This window comes from Mesorhizobium sp. URHB0026 (assembly GCF_054059755.1).
The window spans coordinates 3,720,026-3,742,715 of sequence record NZ_JBSSCN010000001.1 but is presented as its reverse complement, the minus strand read 5'-3'; the positions used below and the strand labels follow the sequence as shown (position 1 = coordinate 3,742,715).

Below are 22,690 nucleotides of genomic sequence, written 5' to 3'. Positions count from 1 at the left end.
CCATCACTCCGGATCTTGGCCCGCCATGCACTCGAGCTGGCTCAGCGTCCAGTCGCTGGTCTTCGATGCAATGTCCGATATCTTCCACTTGCCGTCGACCTTCTTCAGCGACCAGTGCATTTCGCGCTGCGAATCGTCTCCTTCCGGAAAAAGACTGAAACTCGCAATCACCTGCGCCGTGTCGCCCTCCACCGTTTCGGACAGCTTCAATGTCCTGGAAAGGGCCTTCTGGTCGAAATCCTGCGCGTCGAGGCCGGGGTCGAAGTCGATACAGGCGACCTGGTCCGGATTCTTCTTGGTCGCCTGGTCGTTGAGGTCGAACAGTTTCGTCACCGGCTCGGTGAAGCGATCGCGGTATTGCGCGTCGGCCTCGAACTTGACCTGCGGGACATAGAAGAACTTCACGGCGTCGGACGCCGGGCCGGCCAATGCCGCGGCTGGTGCGGCAATCGACAGGATGGCAGCGAGCAGCAGTTTCATGGATTTCCCCGAATGTTTGGCTGCGGAAAGCAATCAATATCACGCATCGTGCATATCGGCTTTTTTGCGGCCCATGAAGCCTCCGGGCGGCGCGTCTGCTTGCATAGATCAAATCCAACGATCCTTAGTCTCCGAAAGTGGCGATCGGCGCGTTGAGTTGGGAGCGCTCAGGCTTGACACCGAGCCCTGGGATCTGCGGGACGCGTATATGCCCGTTCTCGATCACGATCGGGTTTGCGGGATCTGTATGCCCTTCGATGTACTCCTGGGCGATCCAGGCTCCCTCAAAACGTCTCGGCTCGACGGTAGCGGCGAGGTGGACGCATGCCGCGGCGATGACGTCTCCGCCCCAGGCATCGTCGCAGCTGTGCGGAAGAGACCGTATCGCACACAGGTCGCGGACCATGGCCATTTTGGTGAGACCACCAAGACGAGTGACCTTCAATCCGAATCCGTCCGCGATCCCTGACGAAACCGCCCGAAGCACGGCATTCAAATCCTCGGTACTCTCATCGAGATAGATCGGATGCGTAACGCGTCCTTTGAGACCAGCGACTTCCTCCATGGTGTTGCAAGGCTGTTCGAACGCGAACGGGATTGCCTGGCAAAGCCGATCGATGTGCAGCGCCGCGGCAGCGGTCAGGCCGCGATTGGCGTCGACGGCTATCCGAGCCTTGAAGCCAACCGCCTCCCATACTTTGTGCACAGTGGCGACGTCTTGTTCGAGATCCCGCCCGCCGATCTTGATCTGAAGCCGTGGATATCCGGCATTGACCTTGTCGGCGGCAATACGCGCGGTCTCGTCCGGAGCACCGACGGTCGTCGAGTAGTATGACGGCACGCGATCGGTGAGCGCACCGCCGAGAAGTGTTGAAACAGGGACGCCCAGCCGCTGGCCGGCGAGGTCGAGGAGAGCTATGTCCAAGGCCGCCTTGGCATAGTTGTGACCGTTCAGCCGTTCGTCCATTCGTTTGGCGAGGCGGCGCATGGACGCTGTGTCCTCGCCGATGAGTCCCGGCGCTATTTCAGCAATTGCCGCTCTCGCGCCCAGAGCATGCTGAGGTTGATAAACAGGGCCGATCGGGCAAGTCTCACCCCACCCTGACAGTCCATCCTCAGTGGTGACTTCAACCAGCGTGCTGTCCAAATTCTGCACGGTGTCGCTGGCCATCCGGTAGGCACCGCCTTTAACAGGCAGAAGCACCTGATAGACCTTGATCGCCCTGATACGCATTCAGACATTAGCCCCGTTCATGCCTTGCCTGGTATGGCACCTTTCGCGATGGTCAAAGACTAAGCGCCACCTTGCGCCCGTCATGAATGGCAAAGGCCGCCTGTCTGGAGGCGGTGCAATCGCCGATGGAGGTATGCGCAATTCCGCGCCTTTCGAGCTCGATGGAGAGGCTGTCCCGCGCCATGCTAGTCGCGGCGAAGACCAAAGCGTCGGCCTCGACCTGCTGCTCGGTCCCGTCGAGCAGCGAAGCGATCCTGGCCGCCCTGCCGTCCCAATGAACGACGGCGCTCTCGGTCACAAACCGCACCTTCAGCTTGGCGAGTGCCCGTCGCAGCGGCGCATCGACGGCCATTCGCTGAAGCTCTTTGCCGACCAGGGCGTCCGGTGTCACAAGCGTCACATTGTGACCATCCTCGGCGAGTTTCCAGGCGGTGCCGCAGCCCTTCCAATTGCCGCCATCGTCCAGCAAGAGAACATTTTTTCCCGGCCTCGCCTCGCGCGCCATCACCGCTTCGGCCGAGAGCACCGGACCGCCGCCCGGAATGCTCTCCCAGTGCGGCAAGGCCCGCTGGAAAGCGCCGTCCGGCGGCATCGACCCCGTCGCGACGATGACGTGATCGGCGCCTTCGCGCTCGACATCGTCGGCTTCGACATACTGCCCGTAGCGGATGTCGACCTGGAGCTGGCCGAGCTGGCGCTCGTACCAGTCGATCAGGTCCAGAATCTGGGCACGGCGCGGCTGCAGTCCGGCAAGACGGAACTGCCCCCCAAGGCGGTCGGATGCCTCGGCTAGCGTGACGCGATGGCCGCGCTCGGCGGCGGCGCGCGCCGCTTCGAGACCGGCCGGGCCGCCACCGACGACCAGTACGCGCTTCGGCTGGCCGGCCGGAGCAAAGCGGTCGCCGCCCCACTCCCATTCCCGCCCCGCGGAAGGATTGATGACGCAGCTGATCCAGTAGTCACGGCTGCGCCGGCCCCAGCACATCTGGTTGCAGGACAGGCAGCCTCGAATGTCCTGCGGCCGGCCGGCGGCAGCCTTTGCAGCCAGATGCGGATCGGCGATCTGCCCACGCACGATGGAAACGAGATCGGCGTGGCCTTCGCTCAGCACGCTCTCGGCGTTCTCGGGCGTGCGGATATGGCTCTCGGCGGTGATCAAAGCGTGGCGCACGGTGGATTTCAGCACGGACGCCAGGTCGGCACCGAGCTTTTCCGGATAAACAAAGGTCGGCATGATCTTGTAGAAATCGAAGTAGGAACCCGTCCCGCAAGTGACATAGTCCATCAAGGCGTCGCGGTCGTGGAGGTCGATGATCTCGGCCAGCGCTTCGCGCTTCAGCGCCACTTCGACTTCGGGCTCATCATTGATTGCCAGACCGATGATGAAATCATCGCCGCATTCCCGGCGAATCCTGGTCATCACCTCACGGCTCATCCGGGTGCGACTTTCGAGGCTGCCGCCCCATCGGTCGTCCCGGCGGTTCGACCAGGGTGTCCAGAACTGGTCCAGCATCGAATGGTACGCCGCCCAGACCTCGACGCCGTCGAAGCCGGCCTCGTGGCAACGGCGCGCGGCCTGGACAAAGCCGTCGATCGTTTCTTCGATCTCGGCTTCGGACATCCGATGCGAACCGTCGGAATCGTGGTAGCTCGGCAGGCCCGACGGCGACCAACCGGGGTGAAACGAGTTGTCCGCGTCCGCGTGCTGACCGACATGATAGAGCTGCTGGATGGCGACGGCGCCGTTACCGCGGATCGCCTCCGTCACCTTGCGAAAATGCGGGATGACGCGGTCATCGGAAGGGCTGAAATTGCCACGGGTAAGCACGGCGGCCTGATGCACGGGCATCGGCTCGACCACGATCATGCCGGCGCCGCCGATGGCGCGTTCCGCATAGTAGCCGACATGGCGTTCGGTCGGCAGCCCGTTCTCGGCCATGTTCGCCGTATGGGCTCCAAACACGATCCTGTTGCGCAATGTTTTGCCACGCAAGGTGGCCGGCTCGAACAAACGTTTGAAGACCCGGCCGGGCATGCAAATTCTCTCCCCATCGGCGGCATTGCGCCGGCGCAACGGAGCGCCGGCGCTGTGTGGCTGAACCTCTGGCGTCAGGCATCCAGCCAGACGTTCTGGAGGTCCATTTCGAAGGTCTGGTGGACGCCGTAGTTCTTCACCTTCTTGTTCGTGTGACTGTAGAGCTTCTGCCAGAACGGCTGGATGATGACGCCGGAGTCCTGCAGGATCTGCTCGACATCCTTCATCACCTCCTTGCGCTTGGCGACGTCGATCAGCGAGAGCGCCTGCTTGAGCTTGGCGTCGAAATCGGGATTGGAATAGGCCGTTTCGTTCCACGCCTCGCCGGTGCGATATCCCAGCGCCAGCACCTGGACACCGAGCGGGCGCATGTACCAGATGGTCATCGAATAGGGATATTTGGTCCAGTCGTTCCAAAAGGTCGAGCCCGGCAGCACCGTGCGCTTGACCTTGATGCCGGCGTCACGCAGCTGGCCGGCGATCGCGTCGCCGGTGTTCTTCTGCCAGTCGTCCTCGATGGTGATCAGCTCGTGCTCGAAGTCGGCCTGCCCGGCGTCCGCCATCAGCTTCTTGGCGCCGGCGGCGTCGCGCTCCTTCTTGGGCAGGGCATAATATTCGGGATGGATCGGGCTGACATGGTGGTTCTCGCCGACCGTGCCGCGGCCGTTGTAGCCGAGCTGCAGCACCGCGTTGTTGTCGACCGCCATCTGCAGCGCATTGCGAACCCGCTGATCGTCGTAGGGCTTGTGCGTGATGTTGGTGCGGGCAACCAGCGTGGTGGCGGTCGCGACCTCCGACTTCTGCAGCCCCATCTTGTCGAGAATGTCGATGAAGTCGGCGGGCGACTCGAAGTTGAGGTCGATTTCACCGGAATCGAACGCGTTCACAGTGGCGTTGAAATCGGTGCCGTAGTCGATGAATTCGATGCCGTCGAGCGGCGCCTCGCCGCCCCACCATTTGCCGTTCTCGCGGCGCTTGACCACCGCCTTCTGGCCGACGTCGTAAGAGACCAGTTCGAACGCTCCCGTGCCGATCGGCTTCTTGATCGGATCGGCGCCATCGGCGTCGAAATTGCGGTGCACGACGAGCGCCGGATAATCGGTGAAATTGGGAATGAGCGAAATATCGGGCTCGCTGAGCTTCAGCTTGACCGTGTTGTCGTCGACCTTGGTGATGGCGCCGTCCCTGGCCTTGCCGGTCTTGGCATCGATCAGCGCGCCGACGCGGGCCGCCATCGAGTTGCCGGCGACACCCTTCTCGCACCAGCGCGTCACATTGTGGACCACGTCATCGGCGCCGAAGGCATCGCCATTGTTCCAGGTGACGCCCTTGCGCACATGCAGCGTGTATTCGGTGGCGTCGTCGTTGATGTCCCAGCTTTCGAGCAGCACCGGCTCGAAGGTGAATTGCTTGGTGTAGCGCACCAGAGGCTCCAGCCAGCTGCGCGAGATGTTAGCCAGTTCCACCCAGTCGTAAGTGCGCGGATCCTTCTGCGCTTTCACCGCCATCGAGATGTGCAGCGTCCCGCCCTTCTTCGGTTCCTCGGCCACAGCTTGCGCCGGCGCGACGAGGCCGATCATGCCATAGGCAAATGCCGTCGACGCACCAAGCGCGCTGGCCAGCGCCAGGAACTCGCGCCGGTCCATGCGACCCGCCTTCGCTTCCGCTGCCATCGCTTCGATTGCGGGCGGCACACGGTCGCCGTTGCTTCTGAAAATCGTCATGTCATTCTCCCCTTGTTGTTCCCGTGAGGTCTTTGCCTGCTTTTTTCAACTGACGCTGTCAGGCAGTTGTTCCTCGCGCCGCGCGATCAGATCCTTGAGACCGTCGGCGATGCCCTCGTCGAGTTTCGGCTCCTCATAGTCGGCGAGCATGTTGCGCGCCTTCTCGCGGCCGCGCGTGTCATGGTCCTTCGCCCCTTCCGCCTTCCATTGTTCGTAGGAGTTGAAATCCATGATGCTAGGCATGAAGAAAGCCTTCTCGAAATGCTCTAGCGTGTGCTGGGTGCCGAGGAAATGGCCCTGCGGCCCGACCTCGCGGATCGCCGCCATCGCTTCCTTGAAATCGTCGAAAGGCAGGCCGCCGGCATATTTGTACCAGCCGACAAGCTGTTCGCAGTCGGTGGCGAATTTCGAGTAACCGCAGGTGAGACCCGCTTCCAGCCATCCGGCCGAATGCCAGATGTAGTTGGCGCCGGCGAGGATGGCCGCATGCATCAGCATGTTCGCCTCGTAGCCAGCCTGGGCATCGTTGAGCTTCGAGCCGACATGAAAGCCCGACGTGCGCCACGGCAGTTTGTATTTCCGCGCCAGCGCACCCATCAAGTACATCATCTGGGCGGCCTCCGGCGTGCCGCCCATGGGAGCGCCGGTCTTCATGTCGACCGTGACCATGAACTGGCCGTAGATCTGGGGCGAACCGGGACGGATGAGCTGGGTCAGGGCCACGCCCGCGAGCGCCTCGGCATTGACTTGGGCCACCGCGCCGACGGCCGACGCCGCGGTCGAGGCGCCGCAGAGCGCGAACGGCGCCAGGATCAGCGGCTGGTTGTGGCTTGCATAGACCCGCATCGCATCGATCATGGTGGCGTCCCAGACCAGCGGCGAATTGCAGTTGGTGATCGCCACCAGCACCGGGTTCTCACGGACGAACTCCTCGCCGAAGACGATTGCAGCCATCGCCATCGTGTCCTCGGCGCGCTCCTTCGAGGTCACGATGCCCATGAACGGCTTGTCGGAATGTTTCAGCGCCGAATGGATGATGTGCAGATGCCGCTTCGGCACGGCGATTTCCATCGGCTCGCAGATGACCGAACTCGAGGAATGCAGCGCCGGCGCCATATAGGCAAGCTTGTGGAAATTGTTGAGGTCGGCAAGCGTGCCGTAGCGCCTGTTGTTGTCGAGGTCGCGTATGTACGGCGCGCCATACATGGGCACGAAGATCGAATTCTTGCCGCCAACGCGGACCGTGCGCTCGGGATTGCGTGCATTGAGCGTGAATTCCGATGGAACTTTCGAGACGAGCTCCATCAGAAGCGCGCGGTCGATGCGCACGCGCGTTTCCCTGACATCGGCACCAGCCGCCTTCCAGAGCTCGATGGCTCCGTCGTCGCGGAATTCGCAGCCCACTTCTTCGAGTATCTTAAGCGATTCCTCGTGGATCAGTTCCACCGCCTCATCGGGAACGATCTCATAGACCGGAATCTGGCGCACCAGGGTCGGGAACGAGGCAATCGGCGCGCTCCTCATCGCCTTGCGCCCGAGACGGCCACCACCACGGCGATGGGTTTGCTCGGTCAATTCAGCGGCCGGCGCGTTCATGGAGCCTCCATCCCTTCGATCCCAGTCAACTTAGCGAGGTGAAATTCGACTGTGACGCTGGAAAATCCTGATCTCTTGTATAAGCTGAGCTTATGCGAAGCCTGCGCCACCTCTTGCCCTCCGCCGGCAGCCTTGTCGTCTTCGAAGCAGCCGGCCGGTTGTCGAGTTTCACCGCCGCCGGGCGCGAGCTCGGCATGACGCAGGCCGCGGTCTCCTATGCCGTGCGCGGGTTGGAAGAACAGCTTGGCGCCACGCTATTCCAGCGCCGCCACCGCCAGGTCAGCCTGACCGAGGCCGGCGAGCGCTTCCATGCCGACGTCTCGCTCGGCCTTTCCCACATCCGGAAGTCGGCGGAGGACCTGCGTCTGCAGGCGACTGGCGGCCATGTGACGCTCGCCGCCTCGACGGCCTTCGGCTCGTTCTGGATGATGCCGCGCCTGCAGCGGTTCCGCGACGAACTGCCGGGCATCGATCTGCGCATCCAGACCGGCGACCGAGATCTCGACATCATCGCGGAAGGCATTCCGCTCGCCGTGCGCGGAGGCGTGCCACGCGACTGGCCGGACTACCACTCGCTATCGCTCTCCGACGAAGAGATCTTTCCGGTCGCGGGTCCCAGCTATCTGACGAAATTCGGCCAGCCGGAGACCGTGGAGCAGTTGGCGACACACCGCCTCATTCATCTTGAGGAGCCCTATCGCGAGGCCCCGAACTGGGACGAATGGTTCCGGTCGGCCGGAACCAGCCTCCGCAATGCGGAGCGTGGCTTGCGCATCAATGACTATGCGATTGTGATCCAGGCGGTCATGGAAGGGCAAGGCATCGCACTCGGCTGGCGCCACCTTGTCGAACGGCTGCTGTCGACCGGATTGCTGGTGCCAGTGACGGACCACGTCATGAAGACGGGCACCGCTTTCTACGTCGTCTGGCCGAAGAACCGCGAGCTCAGCGACAATGCGCGCAAGGTAAGGGATTGGCTGCTGGCGCAAGCGTAAATGCGTCGGCGCAATCCGGCGCATGACCGGATTGCATTCGCGTGCTGAAAGAGATCAGACCGAGCCGTCGTTCTTCAGCCCGAGCACGTCGATTTTGTCGATAGTCGGGGGTCCGACGAACAGCGCTTCGGCGTTGGCCATCAGTGCCTTGGCAATCTCGCCGGTGAGATGCGCCTGGCGTCCTGTCTCATCATGAAAGGCATCGAAGACGCCAAAGACGCTTGGCGAAAGCCGAAGGGCGAACCAGATCGGCGTCTTCGCCTCCTGGTTGGCCATCCGCAATCCCTCGCTCAGGAATGCGGCGACGTCCTTCTCCTTGCCGGGCTTGGCCTCAAAACGTGCGAACAGCGCGAGCTTGATCATCTCAATCCTCCTGTTGGTATTCGTGCGGCCGAACCGGCCGTCGATTTCAAGCCTCGCAGGAATGGCTTGAAAATCGTATTGGCAAAAATGACATCTTTGATATAATTCTTGCCATGAACATTTCCGTGCTTGTTCTCGATGGCGCCTTTGACACCGGCCTCGCTACGGTGCTCGACGTTTTCGGCACCGCCAACGAACTGGCGGGCCTGCTGCCGGAGCCGCCCGCCCGCTTCAACACAACCATTGTCGGCGTCAGGGACAGGGCGCTGACGGCGCAAGGCCTGCAGGTTCCGGTGTCTGCAATCGGCAGTGAGCCGGCGCCGGACTGGCTTCTCATTCCGGCACTCGGCCAGAAGATGCCTGATCCGCTCGGCAAGGCGCTGCTCAGGCCGGATGTCGCGGAGGCGGTCGTGGCCCTGCGTGACGCGGCCAAAGCCGGCGCGCGCATTGGTGCTGCCTGCATCGGGACGTTTGTGCTGGCAGAGACCGGGCTGCTCGATGGGCGGCCGTCGACCACAACCTGGTGGCTGGCGCCGATGTTCCGGCAACGTTACCAGCAAGTGCGGCTCGATGCTTCGCGAATGCTGATCAATGATGGGCAGCTAGCAACCGCGGGTGCGGCGCTCGGCCATATCGATCTCGCTTTGATGGTGATCCGCCAGACCAGTCCCGAGCTCGCCGCGCTGACTGCGAAATACCTCATCGTCGACAGCCGGCCGTTGCAATCGGCCTATGCAATCTCCGACCACCTCGCCCATTCGAACCCGCTGGTAGAACGTTTCGAGCGCTGGGCGCGCGGCCATCTCGCCGCCGGTTTCAATCTCGACGAAGCAGCGGCGGCGCTGGGTGCCAGCAAGCGGACGCTGTCGCGGCGGGTCAACGACGTACTTGGCAAGACGCCGCTATCCTATTTCCAGGATCTGCGCGTCGAGCAGGCTGTGCATTTGTTGAAGACCACATCCGATAGTGTCGATGAGATTGCCGCCAAGGTCGGCTACGGCGACGGGGTGACGTTGCGCAATCTGTTGCGTCGGCGGCTTCGCAAGGGCGTGCGCGAAATCCGCGCTGCAAACTGATCCACCCTGGCAATTCTCCCCTCCCGCACGAGACGAATCCGCCTATAGTACTCCCATGCCCATCCGCCAGCTTTCCGAAACGATGATCAACCAGATCGCCGCCGGCGAAGTCATCGAGCGTCCGGCAAGCGTGGTCAAGGAACTGGTCGAGAATGCGCTAGATGCCGGGGCCAGCAAGGTAGAAGTCGTCACATCGGGTGGCGGGCTGAACCTGATCCGCGTCACCGATGACGGCTTTGGCATTCCCGAACAGGAACTGGCGCTGGCCATTGCACGTCACTGCACCTCCAAGCTCACCGAGGATATCAACGACATCCGCTCGCTCGGCTTTCGCGGCGAAGCGTTGCCATCGATCGGCTCGGTGTCGCGGCTGTCGATCCGCTCGCGCACGGCCTCGGGCGACAGCGCGGCCGAGATCGGCATCGAGGGCGGCCGCGTCCTGCCCGTCAGGCCGGCGGCGGCCAATCGCGGCACGACCGTCGAGGTGCGCGACCTGTTCTTCGCCACACCGGCACGGCTGAAATTCATGAAGGGCGAACGCGCCGAAAGCTCGGCCATCAGCGACATCGTCAAGCGCATCGCCATCGCCTTTCCCACGGTGCGTTTCACGCTGGCCGGTTCCGACCGCACGACGCTGGAACTGCCGGCCACCGAGGATAGCGCGGACGGCAGCCTGCGCCGGGTCGCGCAGGTGATGGGCGCCGACTTTCCCGACAATTCCATTGCCATCGACGCGATGCGCGAAGGCGTGCACCTGACCGGCCATGTGTCGATCCCCTCCTTCACCCGCGCCAACGCATTGCAGCAATATGCCTATGTCAATGGCCGCCCGGTGCGCGACAAGCTGATCGCCGGAGCGATCCGCGGCGCCTTCGCCGACGTCCTGCCGCGCGACCGCCATGCGGTGACGGTACTGTTTCTTTCGCTCGATCCGGCCATCGTCGACGTCAACGTCCATCCGACCAAGGCCGATGTCCGCTTCCGCGATCCGGGCCTCGTGCGCGGGCTGATCGTCGGCGCGATCCGGCAAGCATTGGCCGATGCCGGCATCCGCTCGGCCACCACCGGTGCCGCTAGGATGATGGCAGCGTTCCGGCCGGGCAGCCCGTCCTATGCGCATCCCGGCCCGGCCAACGGCCATCGCAGCTACGACGCGGCCTATCGCGCTTCAGGCGCCGCCGGCTTCGATCCCAGGCGCTCGCCGCAGCGTCCGCTCGACATGCAATTCGACAGCCCGGGCTTTGAACGCACCGGCGCCAGACAGGGCGGATTTCGCGAAAATGAGCAAGCCGCGTTCGATGCCGGCTCGCTTGCCACCGCCGATGCGCGCGCCGGGCAGAGCGAGGCAGCGGAGACGCTGCTCGGCGCGGTGCTGGGGGCCGCGCGCGCGCAGGTGCATGAGAACTATATCGTCGCCCAGACCAACGATTCGCTCATCATCGTCGACCAGCACGCAGCCCATGAGCGGCTGGTTTATGAGGCGCTGAAGAACGCGCTGCACGCGCGGCCGGTGCCGTCACAGATGCTGCTCCTGCCCGAGATTATCGATCTGCCGGAGGAGGACGCCGAACGGCTGGCCATGCATTCCGAAACGCTCGCCCGCTTCGGCCTCGGCATCGAGCGTTTCGGACCGGGTGCGGTTGCCGTGCGCGAGACGCCGTCGATGCTCGGCGAGACCAACGTCCAGCAATTGGTCCGCGACCTTGCCGACGAGATTGCCGACAACGACACGGTCGAGACACTCAAGCAACGGCTGGACAAGATCGCCGCCACCATGGCCTGCCATGGCTCGGTGCGCTCCGGGCGGCTGCTCAAGGCCGAGGAGATGAACGCGCTGCTGCGCCAGATGGAAGCAACGCCGGGATCCGGCACCTGCAACCATGGCCGCCCAACCTATATCGAGCTCAAGCTGGCGGACATCGAGAGACTGTTCGGGCGCCGGTGAAACGGCTGCCCGGCAGCCAGCCCTCATTTCCTCCGCTGGTATTTCCCTGTCCGTGCATTGAAGACGTAATCGACCGCGGTTCCGGCGCCACCACCTCGAAAATTCACGGAAATGACGTCCTTGCCTCGCTCCACCCATTTCTCTCGACGTTCATGTAGATGGTCGTCATCAGCATGCCGGCGCTGCACACGTCGTCATCGGGGAAGGTAATTTCCTGGACAACCTTGCGGCTGCTCTTTTTGATGACACGCATTTTTTCCATGCAAAGGCCGGCGCTGGTATCTGTGTAAAATCCCGAAAACCTGTCGGTGGCTGTCTGCGCCCAGAAGGAAATCTCGACTGTGCCATCGGTCTTCGCCTCGCCGGTGTCATCCAGGCTCGCTACTTTCGTGAGGGTGACGGGATATCTGTCCGTGCCCTTGCTCCAGCTTCCGGTCACAGCGTTTCCATTGAGGTCGAGGGAGAATGGGCAGCTTGTGGTATCGACAGCGGGTCTCGGCCCCTGCACCATTATCCGATAGAATTCCTTGTCGTCCGAGATCTCGCAAAGCACGAACTTGGTGCCGCTGACTGTGCCATACAGCGCAATCGGGCTTTGCTTCGCGTCGTAGAAGTAGCTTCCATCGACCTTTGGCGCGCTGCCTAAGCTATCATATGTCTGGATGGAGAAATGGATGGGAGACGGCCCGAGGAAACCCTCGTAGTTTTCCACGTGGTACCAACCCGCGACGGCTTTCGCGTTAAGCAGCAACAAGCAAACGACCGTTGAGATAAAACGTCTTCCCATCCCGACCTCGCAGCGCCCCGCGTCGACCATCCGCCAAGACTGCGTGACAGTTGCCTTGCCTTGCGGCAGCCGTCAACTGGCGATGAGATCGGTGGTTCCCGGTACGAGTCAGAGAAAGATCGCAAGCTTTTGAATCAGCGTTTCAAATTCACCACGATGACACCGCCCAGCGCCAGCGCGCCGCCGAGGATGCCGAGCAGCGTCGGCACCTCGCCCAGCCAGAAGAAGCCGATCAGGGCCGACATCGGCGAGACCAGATAGAGGAAGTTCGAGGCGCGCGCCGCCGGCAGGCGCGACAGGGCCGTTGCCCAGGCCGCATAGGCGATCAGGCTCGGCACGATGCCGAGATAGATGACTGCGCCGAGGCCGGCGGTGTCGGCGACAGCGGCCTGCTGGAGAGCGGCGGGCAGGAAGGGCGCCAGGCAGAACGCGCCGAGCACCATGTTGGACGCCGCGATCGTCAGCGGATGATGACGGGCAAACAGCGGCTTCTGGACGATGGTGTTGACGGCCGAGCAGAGGGCCGAGCCAAGCACCAGCAGCGCCCCGGCATTGAAATGAAGGCCGTGCCCGTCGGCGACGGCGATGATGCCGATGCCGGCGAAGGAGATGACCGTACCGATCCAGGCCAGGCCGGAAAAGCGCTCGCCGAGCAGCGCCATTGCCATGATGGCGGTAAAGATGGGACTGACATTGATGATGAAGCCGGCGGCTCCGGCCGAGACGGTCAGTTCGCCGAAATTGAGCATCGCCGTGTAGAGCGCGACGAAAATGGCGCCGCCAAAGGCGAAGCGCCAGAGATCGCCGATCCTGGGCAATGCCTGACGCTTGACGGCTAGGAAGATCGCCGCCGGCACGGCGGCTATGGCAAAGCGCAGGGCGCCAAGCTCCAGCGGCTGAAAGGCGGCGAGCCCGGCCCGGATTGCCGGGAAGGCCGAGGCCCAGCCGATCACCGTCAGCGCCACTGCGATGGCGGCCGTGGTGTCCATCCGCTGTGTCGAATTCAATGTGCCTGTCGTCGTGCTCATCCCAGTGCCTCGGATTCTTCAGGTCTCGGGAGCAGGAAACGCCTTTCCAGGTTAATTGACAAACGACCAAATCGAGGGTCACCTGTGAGCATGGATCACAGCTCGAACAGCATGCTGCCTTTGGAGACGTTGCGCGCTTTCGACGCGGCGGCGCGCACGGGGAGCTTCTCGGCCGCCGCCGAAAAACTCAACCTCACGCATGGCGCGGTCAGCCGGCAGGTCGCCAAACTCGAGGACTGGCTTGGCCTGAAGGTTTTCGAGCGCGGCGCGCGCGGCGTTACGCTGACCAACGAAGGCAATCGCCTGCATCTCAGGACCACCGAAGCCTTCGCGCTGATCTCGGTCAATTCCGACCGGTGGGTGGAGCCGCGCGGCACCGCTGTGGTGCGCCTGGCCTCCATTCCTTCGGTGAGCGGCCTGTGGCTGATGCCGCGCATGGCGGCGCTGGAGAACGACCCCACCCGCCTGCGCATCGTGCTCGATGTCGACAACCGCCAGGCCGATCTGGCCGACGAAGGCATCGACCTGTCGGTGCGCTGCGGTCGCGGCCGCATCCCGGGCCGGGTCTCGGTGCAACTGTTCGAAGAATATCTCTTCCCGATCGCCTCGCCGGGCCTCGCACGGGAGATCGGCAGCGGCGATCCGGCCCGGTTGCTCAAATTCCCGCTGATCAACGATTCCGACGCTTCGGGCTGGCGCGCATGGTTGGCCGCGCAGGACATGGACTACCGGCCGCGCCCGCAAGATCGGCGTTTCGAGGATTACAATCTGGTGCTCGATGCAGCGGCTCATGGCCTCGGCATCGCGCTGGCGCGGCCGCCGCTCACCGAGCACCAGATACAGTCCGGCCGCCTCGTCGCGGTTGACGGTCGCACCGCGCTCAATCCCGTTTCCTACTGGCTGGATCGTCCGATTGGCCGGCCGCGCGCGGCCGCCGCGGATCTCGCCAGGCGCATTGCCGAACAGGCCGGGCTTGCTTCGGCAAGGCTGGAAGCTTTCCTGCAGGATGACGATTAGGCGCTGACGTATCTCGGAGACATGCGTGACGGCCGCTGTCGGATCGTGATGCTCGCCTAGACTAACGGAACAGCAAAAGCACGATCGTGGTGGTTGCGGCGGAGACGATGGCCGTTACGATCGATATCGTCCACAGCGACGAAGGAACTGGCTCGGATCGGGGAGCATGGCCCGCCGGACGGATGGAGGCGCCGCGCGGTTGCGGCGCGTTGGCGTTGGCCGCGACCAACACCGCGGCGGCAGAGACGACCGGCGAGAATGTGGTCGGGGCCGGCGCCGCCGCCAGTTTCGGGGTACTGTCGTTGGCCGTTATCCGCGGCGGGGCCAGGCCGCGCGAAGCCTGATCGGCGTCCGGCCCTGCCCCACCCGTCGAGGCTTGTGCCAATGCATGGTGGGTGGCGTCAGGTTCCATGACGGCCCGGTAGGCATCCTCGATCTCGGGGGAAGACAGGCGTTGCGACGTTTGACCGGCCGACCGCGGTAGCGAGCCTTGCAGCGCCTGGGCGGCGAACTGCGCCGATTGCACGATCGCGGGCGCCTGCGGCTGGACGAGCGCCTTGACCAGAGCCGCGGTCGCGGGATCGGCCTTGGGCGAAGGCACCGGCTCGGGAATGAGCGCTTCTTTCAGCAAAGACGTCATACTGGCATTGGCGATGTCCATGGCGCTTCCTGACAACCATTGTGCCGAACCGCAATAGTATATGAGCATTGCGCCAAGCTTGACCTTGCCCACGATTTATGGCGATTGAATCCCGATGAACTCAAGTGCCGTTGCATGATGAACCGTTTCGAAGGCCCGGGCAGCAAGGAAGCCCGCATCCGCTATCTCGATGGCGATTTCCAGGTCACCAGCCCGGGCTCGTTCGTGCGCTGCGCCGTGACGGGCGAAAGCATCCCGTTGGACGAGCTGAAATACTGGAGCGTCGCCAGGCAGGAGCCCTACGTGAACGCCACCGCATCGCTGCGCCGCGAAATCGAGGTGCATCCGGAGTTGCGCAAACGGAGTTAGAGCGGCTCGGCGTTTGATAGAATTTGACCGCTCTCCTTCTTTGTTTATGCAATTCCGGACGGAAAACCGCTACGCACTCTTCCTGGAATAGCTTTAGTTTCTCAGCTTGCGCTGCCGCCAGGCATCGAGCGTTTCCCCGATGATCCGTTCGGGCATGTGATCAAGCTCGAACACCGTGTCGATTTCCAGCACGTCGAGACGGTCGAGAAAGTCCTGCGGAGCGTTGTGACGCAGCCGGACGGCGTCCTTGGCGGTGGTGATCAGGCCAAGGCCTTCGGCGCGCGCCGTCGCGGCCAGTTCGGTAAGCTCGTCCTCGGCGTAGAAGTGATGGTCCGGAAAGGGCCTGGGCAGCACCACTTCGCCCCCGGCGTCACGCACCGTGTCGAAGAACTTTTCGGGATGCCCGATGCCGGCAAAGGCCAGGAACTGCTTGCCGGCAAGCCCGGCCGTGCTTCTCGGCTCCGTGTGGGCCTCGAAGATCGGCCGGCCGGCACGCGCGGCTCGGCGGACCACGGCGTCGGCGGCCGTGCCCTCGCCCATCTTCAGCAGCCCGCTGGTGAAGACCAACTGGTCGACGATCTTGGCCCTGAGCGGACCGCCCGGGATGACGCGGCCATTGCCGATCCCGTAGCGGGCATCGACCACGACCAGCGCATAATCGATGTGGATGCGCGCGCTCTGGAAGCCGTCGTCCATGATCAGGAAATCGCAACCGTGTTTTTCCAGCAGCAGCCGGGCGCCGGCGGCACGGTTCGGCGTCACCGCCACCGGGGCATGTTCGGCCAGCAGCAGCGGTTCGTCGCCGACATGCCTGGCGCTGTCATGGCTGGCATTGACGACATGCGGCTCGGCGAAGGAACCGCCGTGGCCGCGCGACAGGAACCCGGGCTTCAGATGCATGCGCTTGGCCTGTTGGGCGAGTGCGATCGCCACCGGTGTCTTGCCGGTGCCGCCGACGGTGAAATTGCCGACGCACAGAACCGGCGCCTGGATCTTCTCGCGCCGGGCCCGCCGCATGCCGCGACCGGCGACCAGCGCGTAGACAGCCGATAACGGCGACAGCGCCAGGACCTTCCAGTCCGGCTCTTCCCACCAGAATGGCGGTGCTTCGGAGGCCATTTTAACGCCCGTTGGCGCCCTTTAGGCGCGCCTTGACCACCAGCGGCTGGATATAGGGTTCGAGCGATTTGAGCGTGCGTGCCAGTGCGCCGCGCATCTCATCGACAGTCGCGATCCCCGCCGCCATCATCTCGTGGCGCGCCACTTCGTTGGTCAGGAGGAAATTGACGGCGCCGGCCAGCATGTCGCGGTCGCGCACCAGCTTGGCGCCGCCGCTGTCGAGCAGGCGCTGATAGGCTTCGCGAAAATTCTGCACGTTGCGCCCGGCGAGAACGGCGGTGTCGAGCATGGCCGGCTCAAGCGGATTCTGGCCGCCTTCGGAGGTCAGCGAGCGGCCGACGAAAGCGATTTCGGTCAACCGGAGATACAAGCCCATTTCGCCGATCGTATCGCCAAGCAGGACATCGGTATCGCCTCCGATACGGTCGCCCTTGCTGCGCCGGGCGACTTTAAGGCCCATGCCGGAAATCTGCAGGGCAAGGGCTTCGGCCCGATCGGGATGGCGCGGAACGACGATCGTCAAAAGCCCGTGGTGACGCCTGTGCAGCGTCGCGTGAACTTCCGCGGCGACCACTTCCTCGCCATCATGGGTCGAGATCGCCGCCCAGGTCGGGCGATCGCCGATCTGCCGCTGCAATGTGCCAAGCGCTCGCAAGTCGACCGGCGGCGGGTTGGTGTCGACCTTGAGATTGCCCGACACAGTGACCGGCCGGGCGCCGAGCGCCCGAAAACGCTCGCCATCGACGTCGGACTGGGCAACTACATGGGCCAGATTCTCGAACAGGGCCTCGGCGATGTTGGCCCGCTTCTTCCAAGACGTGAAGGAGCGATCGGAGAGCCGGCCATTGACCAGCACCTGCGGCACGTGGCGGGCACCGAGTTCGAGGATGGTCATCGGCCATATCTCGGATTCGGCGATGATCGCCAGATCGGGTTTCCAGTGATCGAGGAAGCGGCTGACCGCCGGCTTCAGATCGAGTGGCACATATTGGTGGATGATGCGATCGCCGAGCCGCTCGTCGACGACCTGGGCCGAGGTGACCGTACCGGTCGTCAGCACGATGTTGACGCCATAGTCGAGGATGCTTTCGACAAGCGGCACGACGGCCAAGGTCTCGCCGACGCTCGCGGCGTGGATCCAGATCACCGGGCCCTCGGGGCGCGGCCGGCCGGCGACGCCGTAGCGCTCGCGGCGGCGATTGCGGTCTTCCTTGCCGCGCGAGGTGCGCCAGGCGACGTAAGGCCCGACCAGCGGATAGGCGGCAGCGCCGGCAAAGCGGTATGCCGACAACATCGTGCGGGCCCAGCGGCCGCTCATCGCGGACCGTCCACGAGGCGGTAGGCCTCGGCGGTCGCGGCATTGAGGGCCGTGGTGATTTCCTGGCGCTTGCGCTCCATTTCGGCGTCATCGGCATCCGCCGCCACGAAGATCGGCGCACCGATGGTCACGGCGGAGCGGCCGAAGGGCAGGTTGATGGTGGTCTTGTCCCAGCTCTTTTCCAGCACCTTGCGGCGGCTGGTGGCGATGGCGACGGGCAGCAGCGGCCGGCCGGAGAGGCGAGCCAGGAGAACGATACCGAGCCCTGCATCGCGCGGGGTACCATGGGGAATGTCTGCGATCATGGCGACGTTCTTGCCTGATGTGAGCGACTTTTTGAGGGCGATGAGCGCCTTGGCCCCGCCCTTGTCGAGATGCCTGGCATTGTCGCGCCCACCCGAACCGCGCACCGCCTCGATGCCGAATTTCTCCAGCATCAGGGCGTTGAGCTCGGCATCGGCGCTGCGCGACACCATGGCAACCAGCGGCTTGCGCTTGGGATAATAGGCCGGCGTCAAAAGGTGCTGGCCATGCCATAGAGCAATGATCCCCGGCTCGAACTCGGCATAGGCGCCGCCCGAAAAGCGCGCCGATCCGGCGACCAGGGGGCTGGTCAGGCGAACCAGCCGCACGAACTGCGCGAGCAGGCTGGCAATGGCGTTCTTGACGAATCGCGACTGCGCGAGCGGTTCGCGAATCCTGCGCCAGAAGGCCTTGGTCGTGCGGCTGCGGCCCCTGCCCGTGGGCGCGGCCTCGCCGGCTGGCTCTTTCGCCAGATCATGCTCCATCGAAGTCAACCGGCGGCCTTGCTATCGGGATCCAGCAAACGGTGCAGATGAACGACGAAATAACGCATATGGGCATTGTCCACACTGGCCTGCGCCTTGGCTTTCCACGCCGTGTGCGCGGATTCATAATCCGGATAGACGCCGACGATGTCGAGCGCATCGAGATCGCGGAACTCGGTGCCGCCAAGCTTCTTCAGTTCGCCGCCGAACACCAGATGCAAAAGCTGTTTCTTTCCGTCTTCCGCGGCCATGTCGATCCTTCACATATCGTGAGTTTGTGACAGGTCTAGACCAAAGCCGCCGACTTTGAAACCTTCGAAAACGCTTTCAGCCATCCAGCCCGGCAATGACGTCGACCAGCACCGCCAGCAGATCGCCGCTGCCGGCCGCGAGCGCGCCGTGGCGGGTCACCTCGCCGGCATAGAGCGGCGCGTGGCCGTGCGGGTCGAGCAGTTGGCCACCTGCCTCGCGCAGGATGAGGTCGGCGGCGGCAATGTCCCAGTCATGCGCGTTCGGCTTGACGAAGGTGCCGTCGAGCGTGCCGTTGGCGATCATCGCCAGGCGGTAGGCAAGCGAAGGGCTGTAGGGCGCCCGTTGCAGCCGCTCCTGCCAGCCGGCCGGCATCAGGTCGATCAACTGCTTCAGGCCGGAAATCTCGGGCTTGTCGCCTGGCTTGCGCACCGCAATGCGCTTGCCGTTGCGGAATGCGCCCTGGCCTGGCAGCGCGGAATAGGTCTCGTCCATCGCCGGGCATTCGAGCACGCCGGCAAGCGTGCGGCCATTCTCGACGACGGCGACGCTGACGCACCAGGCGCGCTGGCCTTCAAGGAAGCCGCGCGTGCCGTCGATCGGGTCGACAACGAAGGTGCGGCGCGCCGAAAGCCGCGCCGGGTCGTCGGCCGTCTCTTCCGACAGCCAGCCATAATCCGGCCGTGCCGCAAGCAACGTCTGGCGCAGATACGCATCGGCGGCATGATCGGCTTCGCTGACCGGCGAGGTGCCGCCCTTCATCCAGACCTGCGGATTGTTGCCGAAGTAGCGCATCGCGATAAGACCCGCCTCGCGGGCGGCGTCGCGCAGCAGCGGCAGGTCCAGATCGGCACCGGCGGTGGTCAGCTCATGCTCCGGCAAGGGTCATGCCTTCGATCAGGAGCGTCGGGGCGGCGGTGCCGAAATTGCGATCAAGGTCATTCGCGGGCACCATGTTGAGGAACATCGTCTTCAGGTTCGAGGCGATGGTGACTTCGGCGACCGGATAGGCAAGCGCCCCATTTTCGATCCAGAAGCCGGAGGCGCCGCGGCTGTATTCGCCGGTGAGCATGTCGACGCCCTGGCCAAACACTTCGGTGACGTAGAAGCCGCTCTTGAGCGAGCCGATCAGGTCTTCCGGCGACCTTTCGCCTGGCTCGATGGCAAGATTGGTGGAAGACGGCGAGACGGAAGAGCCGCCGCGCGCGCCGCGCCCGTTGGTGACGAGGCCGAGCTCCCGGGCCGCCGATGTCGACAGGAACCAGTGATTCAGGACGCCCTTTTCGATCATCAGGAGCTTCTCGCCCTCGACGCCTTCGCCATCGAATGGGCGCGAGGCCTGGCCACGGCGCCGCAGCGGCTCGTCGGTGACGGTGATGGCGGAAGCCGCCACCTGCTTGCCCATCATGTCGCGCAGGAACGAGGTTTTTCGCGCGACGGAAGCGCCGTTGATGGCTCCGGCGATATGGCCGGCAATGCCGCGCGCGACGCGCGGGTCGAACACCACGTCGACCGATCCGGTCGCCGCCTTGCGCGCGCCAAGGCGACGCACGGCCCGTTCGCCGGCCTGACGGCCGATATCCTCGGCCGCGTCGAGATCGGCAAAATGCTGGCGCGAGGAGAATTCATAGTCGCGTTCCATGCCCGTGCCCTCGCCGGCAATCACGCTGGCCGAGCGCGAAAAGCGCGAGGCGACATACTGGCCGACAAAACCGTGCGAGGTGGCCAGAACCAGCCCGCCCAGGCCGGCGCTGGCATTGCTGCCGGCCGAATTGGTTACGCCCTTGACGGCGAGAGCCGCCGCCTCGGCCGCGAGGGCCGCCTCCTTCAATTGGTCTGCCGACACTTCGGTTGCATCGAACAGGTCCAGATCGCGCGTCTGTCTGGCGAGCAGCGCGGGGTCGGCAAGACCCTGGTAGGGATCCTCGGGAGACACTTTGGCCATGGCGACGGCGCGCTCGGCAAGGGCCTTCGGATCGGACGCGGCGGTGGCCGATACACTGGCCACACGCTGGCCGACGAAGACCCGCAGCGAAACGTCGTCGCCCTCGGACGCCTCTGTGTTTTCGACCTTGCCAAGCCGCACCGAAACACCGGTCGAGCGGCCACGCACCGCGACGGCGTCCGCGGCATCGGCGCCAGCGCGTTTGGCGGCCTCGACCAGGGCCGCGACGCGGTCCGTCAATTTCGCGGCGTCGAGCTTGTCGGTCATGCACTTGATCCTATTTCTTCAGCCTGTCCGGAAGGCAGGTGCTGCCGCACCATCTATTGTTCCACTGCCGCTTGTGCAATGGCAGAAGGCCAATCAGGATGTCGCGACCAAATCGCCATCGAAGCGCCCGCAAAGAGCGGACGTCGCAGTTTTTGCCTATCTGGAGCCTCGCCATGACGCCTTTCCATCTTGCTTTTCCAGTCCGTGATCTCGATCAAACCCGAACTTTCTATGGCGACGTACTGGGCTGTGCGATCGGCCGCTCGTCGGCGACCTGGGTCGATTTCGACCTGTACGGCCACCAGATGTCGGCACATTTGCGGCCGCAGGCCGCGCAAGCTGCAAGCGACGGCAAGGTCGACGGCATTTTGGTGCCGATCCCGCATTTCGGCGCTGTGCTCTTGATGGACGACTGGCAGCGCCTGGCGACGCGGCTGGAAGCGCGCGACGACATAGACTGGCTGGAGCGGCCGATGGTCCGCTTCAAGGGCGAGCCCGGCGAACAAGCGACATTGTTTATCCGCGATCCCTCTGGCAATGCCTTGGAATTCAAGGGTTTTCGCTCTCTTGAGCAGGTTTTCGCGCATTGAGATCAGAGGGGCGGCAGCCCCTCATTCAAGATGCGGCGACCGGAGTCCAGATCACGTCCTCGATCTTCCGCGCGCCGGTCGCCAGCATCACCAGCCGATCGAAGCCGAGCGCGATGCCGCTGGCCTGCGGCATGATGGCCAACGCGGCGAGAAAGTCCTCGTCCAGCGGGTAGCGCTCGCCATAGACGCGCTCTTTCTCGTCCATCTCGATGACGAAGCGCCGGCGCTGCTCGGCCGCGTCGGTCAGTTCGCCAAAGCCGTTGGCGAGCTCGACGCCGCAGCAGTAGAGCTCGAAGCGTTCGGCGACGCGCGGATCCCTCGGGCTCGGCCGCGCCAACGCCGCCTCGACCACCGGGTATTCGCAAAGAATGGTCGCGCGGCCGAGGCCGAGATTGGGCTCGATCTTTTCCACCATCACGCGGCTGAACAAATCCGCCCAGCTGTCGTCAGGCGCGGTGCGCAGGCCGGCCTGGATCAGAGCGGCATGCAGCGCGTCCCGGTCCGTGCCGCCGTCGGGCGCGACCGTTGCCAGCAGACGGATCCCGGCGTGCCGGCTGAAGGCGTCCGCCACGGTCAGCCGTTCCGGTTCGGAAAACGGATCGCACTCCCGGCCCCTGAAAGAGAAGTGCGTGGCCCCTGCCCGTGTCGCGGCCGTCGCCAACAGATCGGCGCAGTCGCGCATCAGGCTCTCATACGTCTCGCCCACCCGATACCATTCGAGCATGGTGAATTCGGGATGATGCAAGGGACCGCGCTCACGGTTGCGGTAAACCGAACCCAGACTGAAAATGCGCCGCTCGCCGGCAGCGAGCAGTTTCTTGCAGGCGAATTCGGGGGAGGTGTGGAGATAAAGCGGCGAGCGGGCGCCATCCGGCCCGACCGCTTCGGTAGCGAAGGCCGCCAGATGAGCCTCGTTGCCGGGCGAGACCTGCAGCGCCGCCGTTTCCACCTCGATGAAGTCGTGGCGGGCGAACCAGTCGCGAAAGGCAGCCGTCAGCCCATTGCGCAGCATCAGGCGCGGACGGCGGTCGGCATGGACATGCGGCGTCCACCAGGGCGAAGCCGCGGTCATCAGCGCGCTTCGGTTCGCCGAGGGGGCTGGCGGTTCGCGCCAAGATGCGCTAG

At 64.1% G+C, this 22,690-nt stretch carries 22 protein-coding genes; 6 read left to right on the top strand and 16 right to left on the bottom strand.

The genetic code is table 11. The annotated features are described in order from the left end of the window. Positions 1-3: 3 nt before the first annotated feature. The 5 genes from ACVWWD_RS18290 to ACVWWD_RS18270 form a co-directional block, all read right to left on the bottom strand. Complete coding sequence (locus tag ACVWWD_RS18290) at positions 4-480, bottom strand: DUF3828 domain-containing protein (RefSeq protein ID WP_023774516.1); 477 nt, start codon at positions 478-480, stop codon at positions 4-6. Positions 481-604: 124 nt separating this feature from the next. Then, positions 605-1,714, bottom strand: coding sequence for an enolase C-terminal domain-like protein (locus ACVWWD_RS18285; protein WP_435054018.1), 1,110 nt, complete (start codon positions 1,712-1,714; stop codon positions 605-607). Positions 1,715-1,766: 52 nt separating this feature from the next. Beyond that, positions 1,767-3,749, bottom strand: coding sequence for an oxidoreductase (locus ACVWWD_RS18280; RefSeq protein WP_352550400.1), 1,983 nt, complete (start codon positions 3,747-3,749; stop codon positions 1,767-1,769). A 74-nt stretch (positions 3,750-3,823) separates the two neighbouring features. Next, positions 3,824-5,473: an ABC transporter substrate-binding protein gene (locus tag ACVWWD_RS18275; protein WP_352550399.1), complete on the bottom strand. Its 1,650-nt coding sequence runs from the start codon at positions 5,471-5,473 to the stop codon at positions 3,824-3,826. Positions 5,474-5,518: 45 nt separating this feature from the next. Then, entirely contained in the window at positions 5,519-7,069 is a 1,551-nt protein-coding gene (locus ACVWWD_RS18270) for a trimethylamine methyltransferase family protein (protein WP_023774520.1), read from the bottom strand. 92 nt (positions 7,070-7,161) lie between these two features. Between ACVWWD_RS18270 and ACVWWD_RS18265 the strand changes: the two genes are divergently transcribed. Then, the gene (locus tag ACVWWD_RS18265) at positions 7,162-8,064 is read left to right on the top strand and encodes a LysR substrate-binding domain-containing protein (RefSeq protein WP_023774521.1); all 903 of its coding nucleotides are present in this window, start codon (positions 7,162-7,164) and stop codon (positions 8,062-8,064) included. Between the two features lie 54 nt (positions 8,065-8,118). On the opposite strand, the gene ACVWWD_RS18260 is transcribed toward ACVWWD_RS18265, so the two are convergent. Then, positions 8,119-8,427, bottom strand: coding sequence for a putative quinol monooxygenase (locus ACVWWD_RS18260; protein WP_023774522.1), 309 nt, complete (start codon positions 8,425-8,427; stop codon positions 8,119-8,121). 113 nt (positions 8,428-8,540) lie between these two features. Here ACVWWD_RS18260 and ACVWWD_RS18255 point away from each other — a divergent pair, with 113 nt between their 5' ends. After that, complete coding sequence (locus ACVWWD_RS18255; RefSeq protein ID WP_352550398.1) at positions 8,541-9,503, top strand: GlxA family transcriptional regulator; 963 nt, start codon at positions 8,541-8,543, stop codon at positions 9,501-9,503. Positions 9,504-9,558: 55 nt separating this feature from the next. After that, complete coding sequence (gene mutL / locus ACVWWD_RS18250) at positions 9,559-11,448, top strand: DNA mismatch repair endonuclease MutL (protein ID WP_352550397.1); 1,890 nt, start codon at positions 9,559-9,561, stop codon at positions 11,446-11,448. A gap of 103 nt (positions 11,449-11,551) precedes the next feature. Here mutL and ACVWWD_RS18245 read toward each other — a convergent pair whose 3' ends face one another. After that, positions 11,552-12,265, bottom strand: a complete 714-nt coding sequence (locus ACVWWD_RS18245; protein ID WP_457103224.1) for a hypothetical protein — start codon at positions 12,263-12,265, stop codon at positions 11,552-11,554. Positions 12,266-12,369: 104 nt separating this feature from the next. Further along, complete coding sequence (locus ACVWWD_RS18240) at positions 12,370-13,263, bottom strand: DMT family transporter (protein WP_352550395.1); 894 nt, start codon at positions 13,261-13,263, stop codon at positions 12,370-12,372. A 90-nt stretch (positions 13,264-13,353) separates the two neighbouring features. Here ACVWWD_RS18240 and ACVWWD_RS18235 point away from each other — a divergent pair, with 90 nt between their 5' ends. Then, a complete protein-coding gene (locus tag ACVWWD_RS18235; protein ID WP_023795560.1) occupies positions 13,354-14,280 on the top strand; it encodes a LysR substrate-binding domain-containing protein in 927 nt (308 codons plus the stop codon). 61 nt (positions 14,281-14,341) lie between these two features. On the opposite strand, the gene ACVWWD_RS18230 is transcribed toward ACVWWD_RS18235, so the two are convergent. Further along, positions 14,342-14,941, bottom strand: a complete 600-nt coding sequence (locus ACVWWD_RS18230) for a hypothetical protein (protein WP_023795559.1) — start codon at positions 14,939-14,941, stop codon at positions 14,342-14,344. A 114-nt stretch (positions 14,942-15,055) separates the two neighbouring features. Here ACVWWD_RS18230 and ACVWWD_RS18225 point away from each other — a divergent pair, with 114 nt between their 5' ends. Beyond that, positions 15,056-15,289 (top strand): DUF2093 domain-containing protein, encoded by a 234-nt coding sequence (locus ACVWWD_RS18225; protein ID WP_023774529.1) that lies wholly within the window; start codon positions 15,056-15,058, stop codon positions 15,287-15,289. 93 nt (positions 15,290-15,382) lie between these two features. Here ACVWWD_RS18225 and lpxK read toward each other — a convergent pair whose 3' ends face one another. The 6 genes from lpxK to ACVWWD_RS18195 all read right to left on the bottom strand — a co-directional run bounded on the left by lpxK (position 15,383) and on the right by ACVWWD_RS18195 (position 20,975). Continuing rightward, positions 15,383-16,408, bottom strand: coding sequence for a tetraacyldisaccharide 4'-kinase (gene lpxK / locus ACVWWD_RS18220; protein WP_352550394.1), 1,026 nt, complete (start codon positions 16,406-16,408; stop codon positions 15,383-15,385). Position 16,409: 1 nt separating this feature from the next. After that, positions 16,410-17,726 carry a lipid IV(A) 3-deoxy-D-manno-octulosonic acid transferase gene (gene waaA, locus ACVWWD_RS18215; RefSeq protein WP_023774531.1) on the bottom strand — a complete coding sequence of 439 codons (1,317 nt, stop codon included), beginning with the start codon at positions 17,724-17,726 and terminating at the stop codon, positions 16,410-16,412. Beyond that, positions 17,723-18,514, bottom strand: coding sequence for a lysophospholipid acyltransferase family protein (locus ACVWWD_RS18210; RefSeq protein WP_023774532.1), 792 nt, complete (start codon positions 18,512-18,514; stop codon positions 17,723-17,725). The genes waaA and ACVWWD_RS18210 overlap by 4 nt, the downstream gene beginning before the upstream one ends. 5 nt (positions 18,515-18,519) lie before the next feature. Next, on the bottom strand, positions 18,520-18,765 hold the full coding sequence (locus tag ACVWWD_RS18205; protein WP_352550393.1) for a DUF4170 domain-containing protein: 246 nt from the start codon (positions 18,763-18,765) through the stop codon (positions 18,520-18,522). Positions 18,766-18,841: 76 nt separating this feature from the next. Beyond that, positions 18,842-19,645 (bottom strand): 3'(2'),5'-bisphosphate nucleotidase CysQ, encoded by an 804-nt coding sequence (locus ACVWWD_RS18200; protein ID WP_023774533.1) that lies wholly within the window; start codon positions 19,643-19,645, stop codon positions 18,842-18,844. Then, positions 19,632-20,975: a TldD/PmbA family protein gene (locus tag ACVWWD_RS18195; RefSeq protein WP_023795556.1), complete on the bottom strand. Its 1,344-nt coding sequence runs from the start codon at positions 20,973-20,975 to the stop codon at positions 19,632-19,634. Before ACVWWD_RS18195 ends, ACVWWD_RS18200 begins: the two co-directional genes overlap by 14 nt. 173 nt (positions 20,976-21,148) lie before the next feature. Between ACVWWD_RS18195 and ACVWWD_RS18190 the strand changes: the two genes are divergently transcribed. Then, the gene (locus ACVWWD_RS18190) at positions 21,149-21,565 is read left to right on the top strand and encodes a VOC family protein (RefSeq protein ID WP_023782986.1); all 417 of its coding nucleotides are present in this window, start codon (positions 21,149-21,151) and stop codon (positions 21,563-21,565) included. 25 nt (positions 21,566-21,590) lie between these two features. Here the strand turns inward: ACVWWD_RS18190 and epmA are convergent, their stop codons facing one another. Beyond that, positions 21,591-22,637, bottom strand: coding sequence for an EF-P lysine aminoacylase EpmA (gene epmA / locus ACVWWD_RS18185; RefSeq protein WP_352550391.1), 1,047 nt, complete (start codon positions 22,635-22,637; stop codon positions 21,591-21,593). Positions 22,638-22,690: the final 53 nt, after the last annotated feature.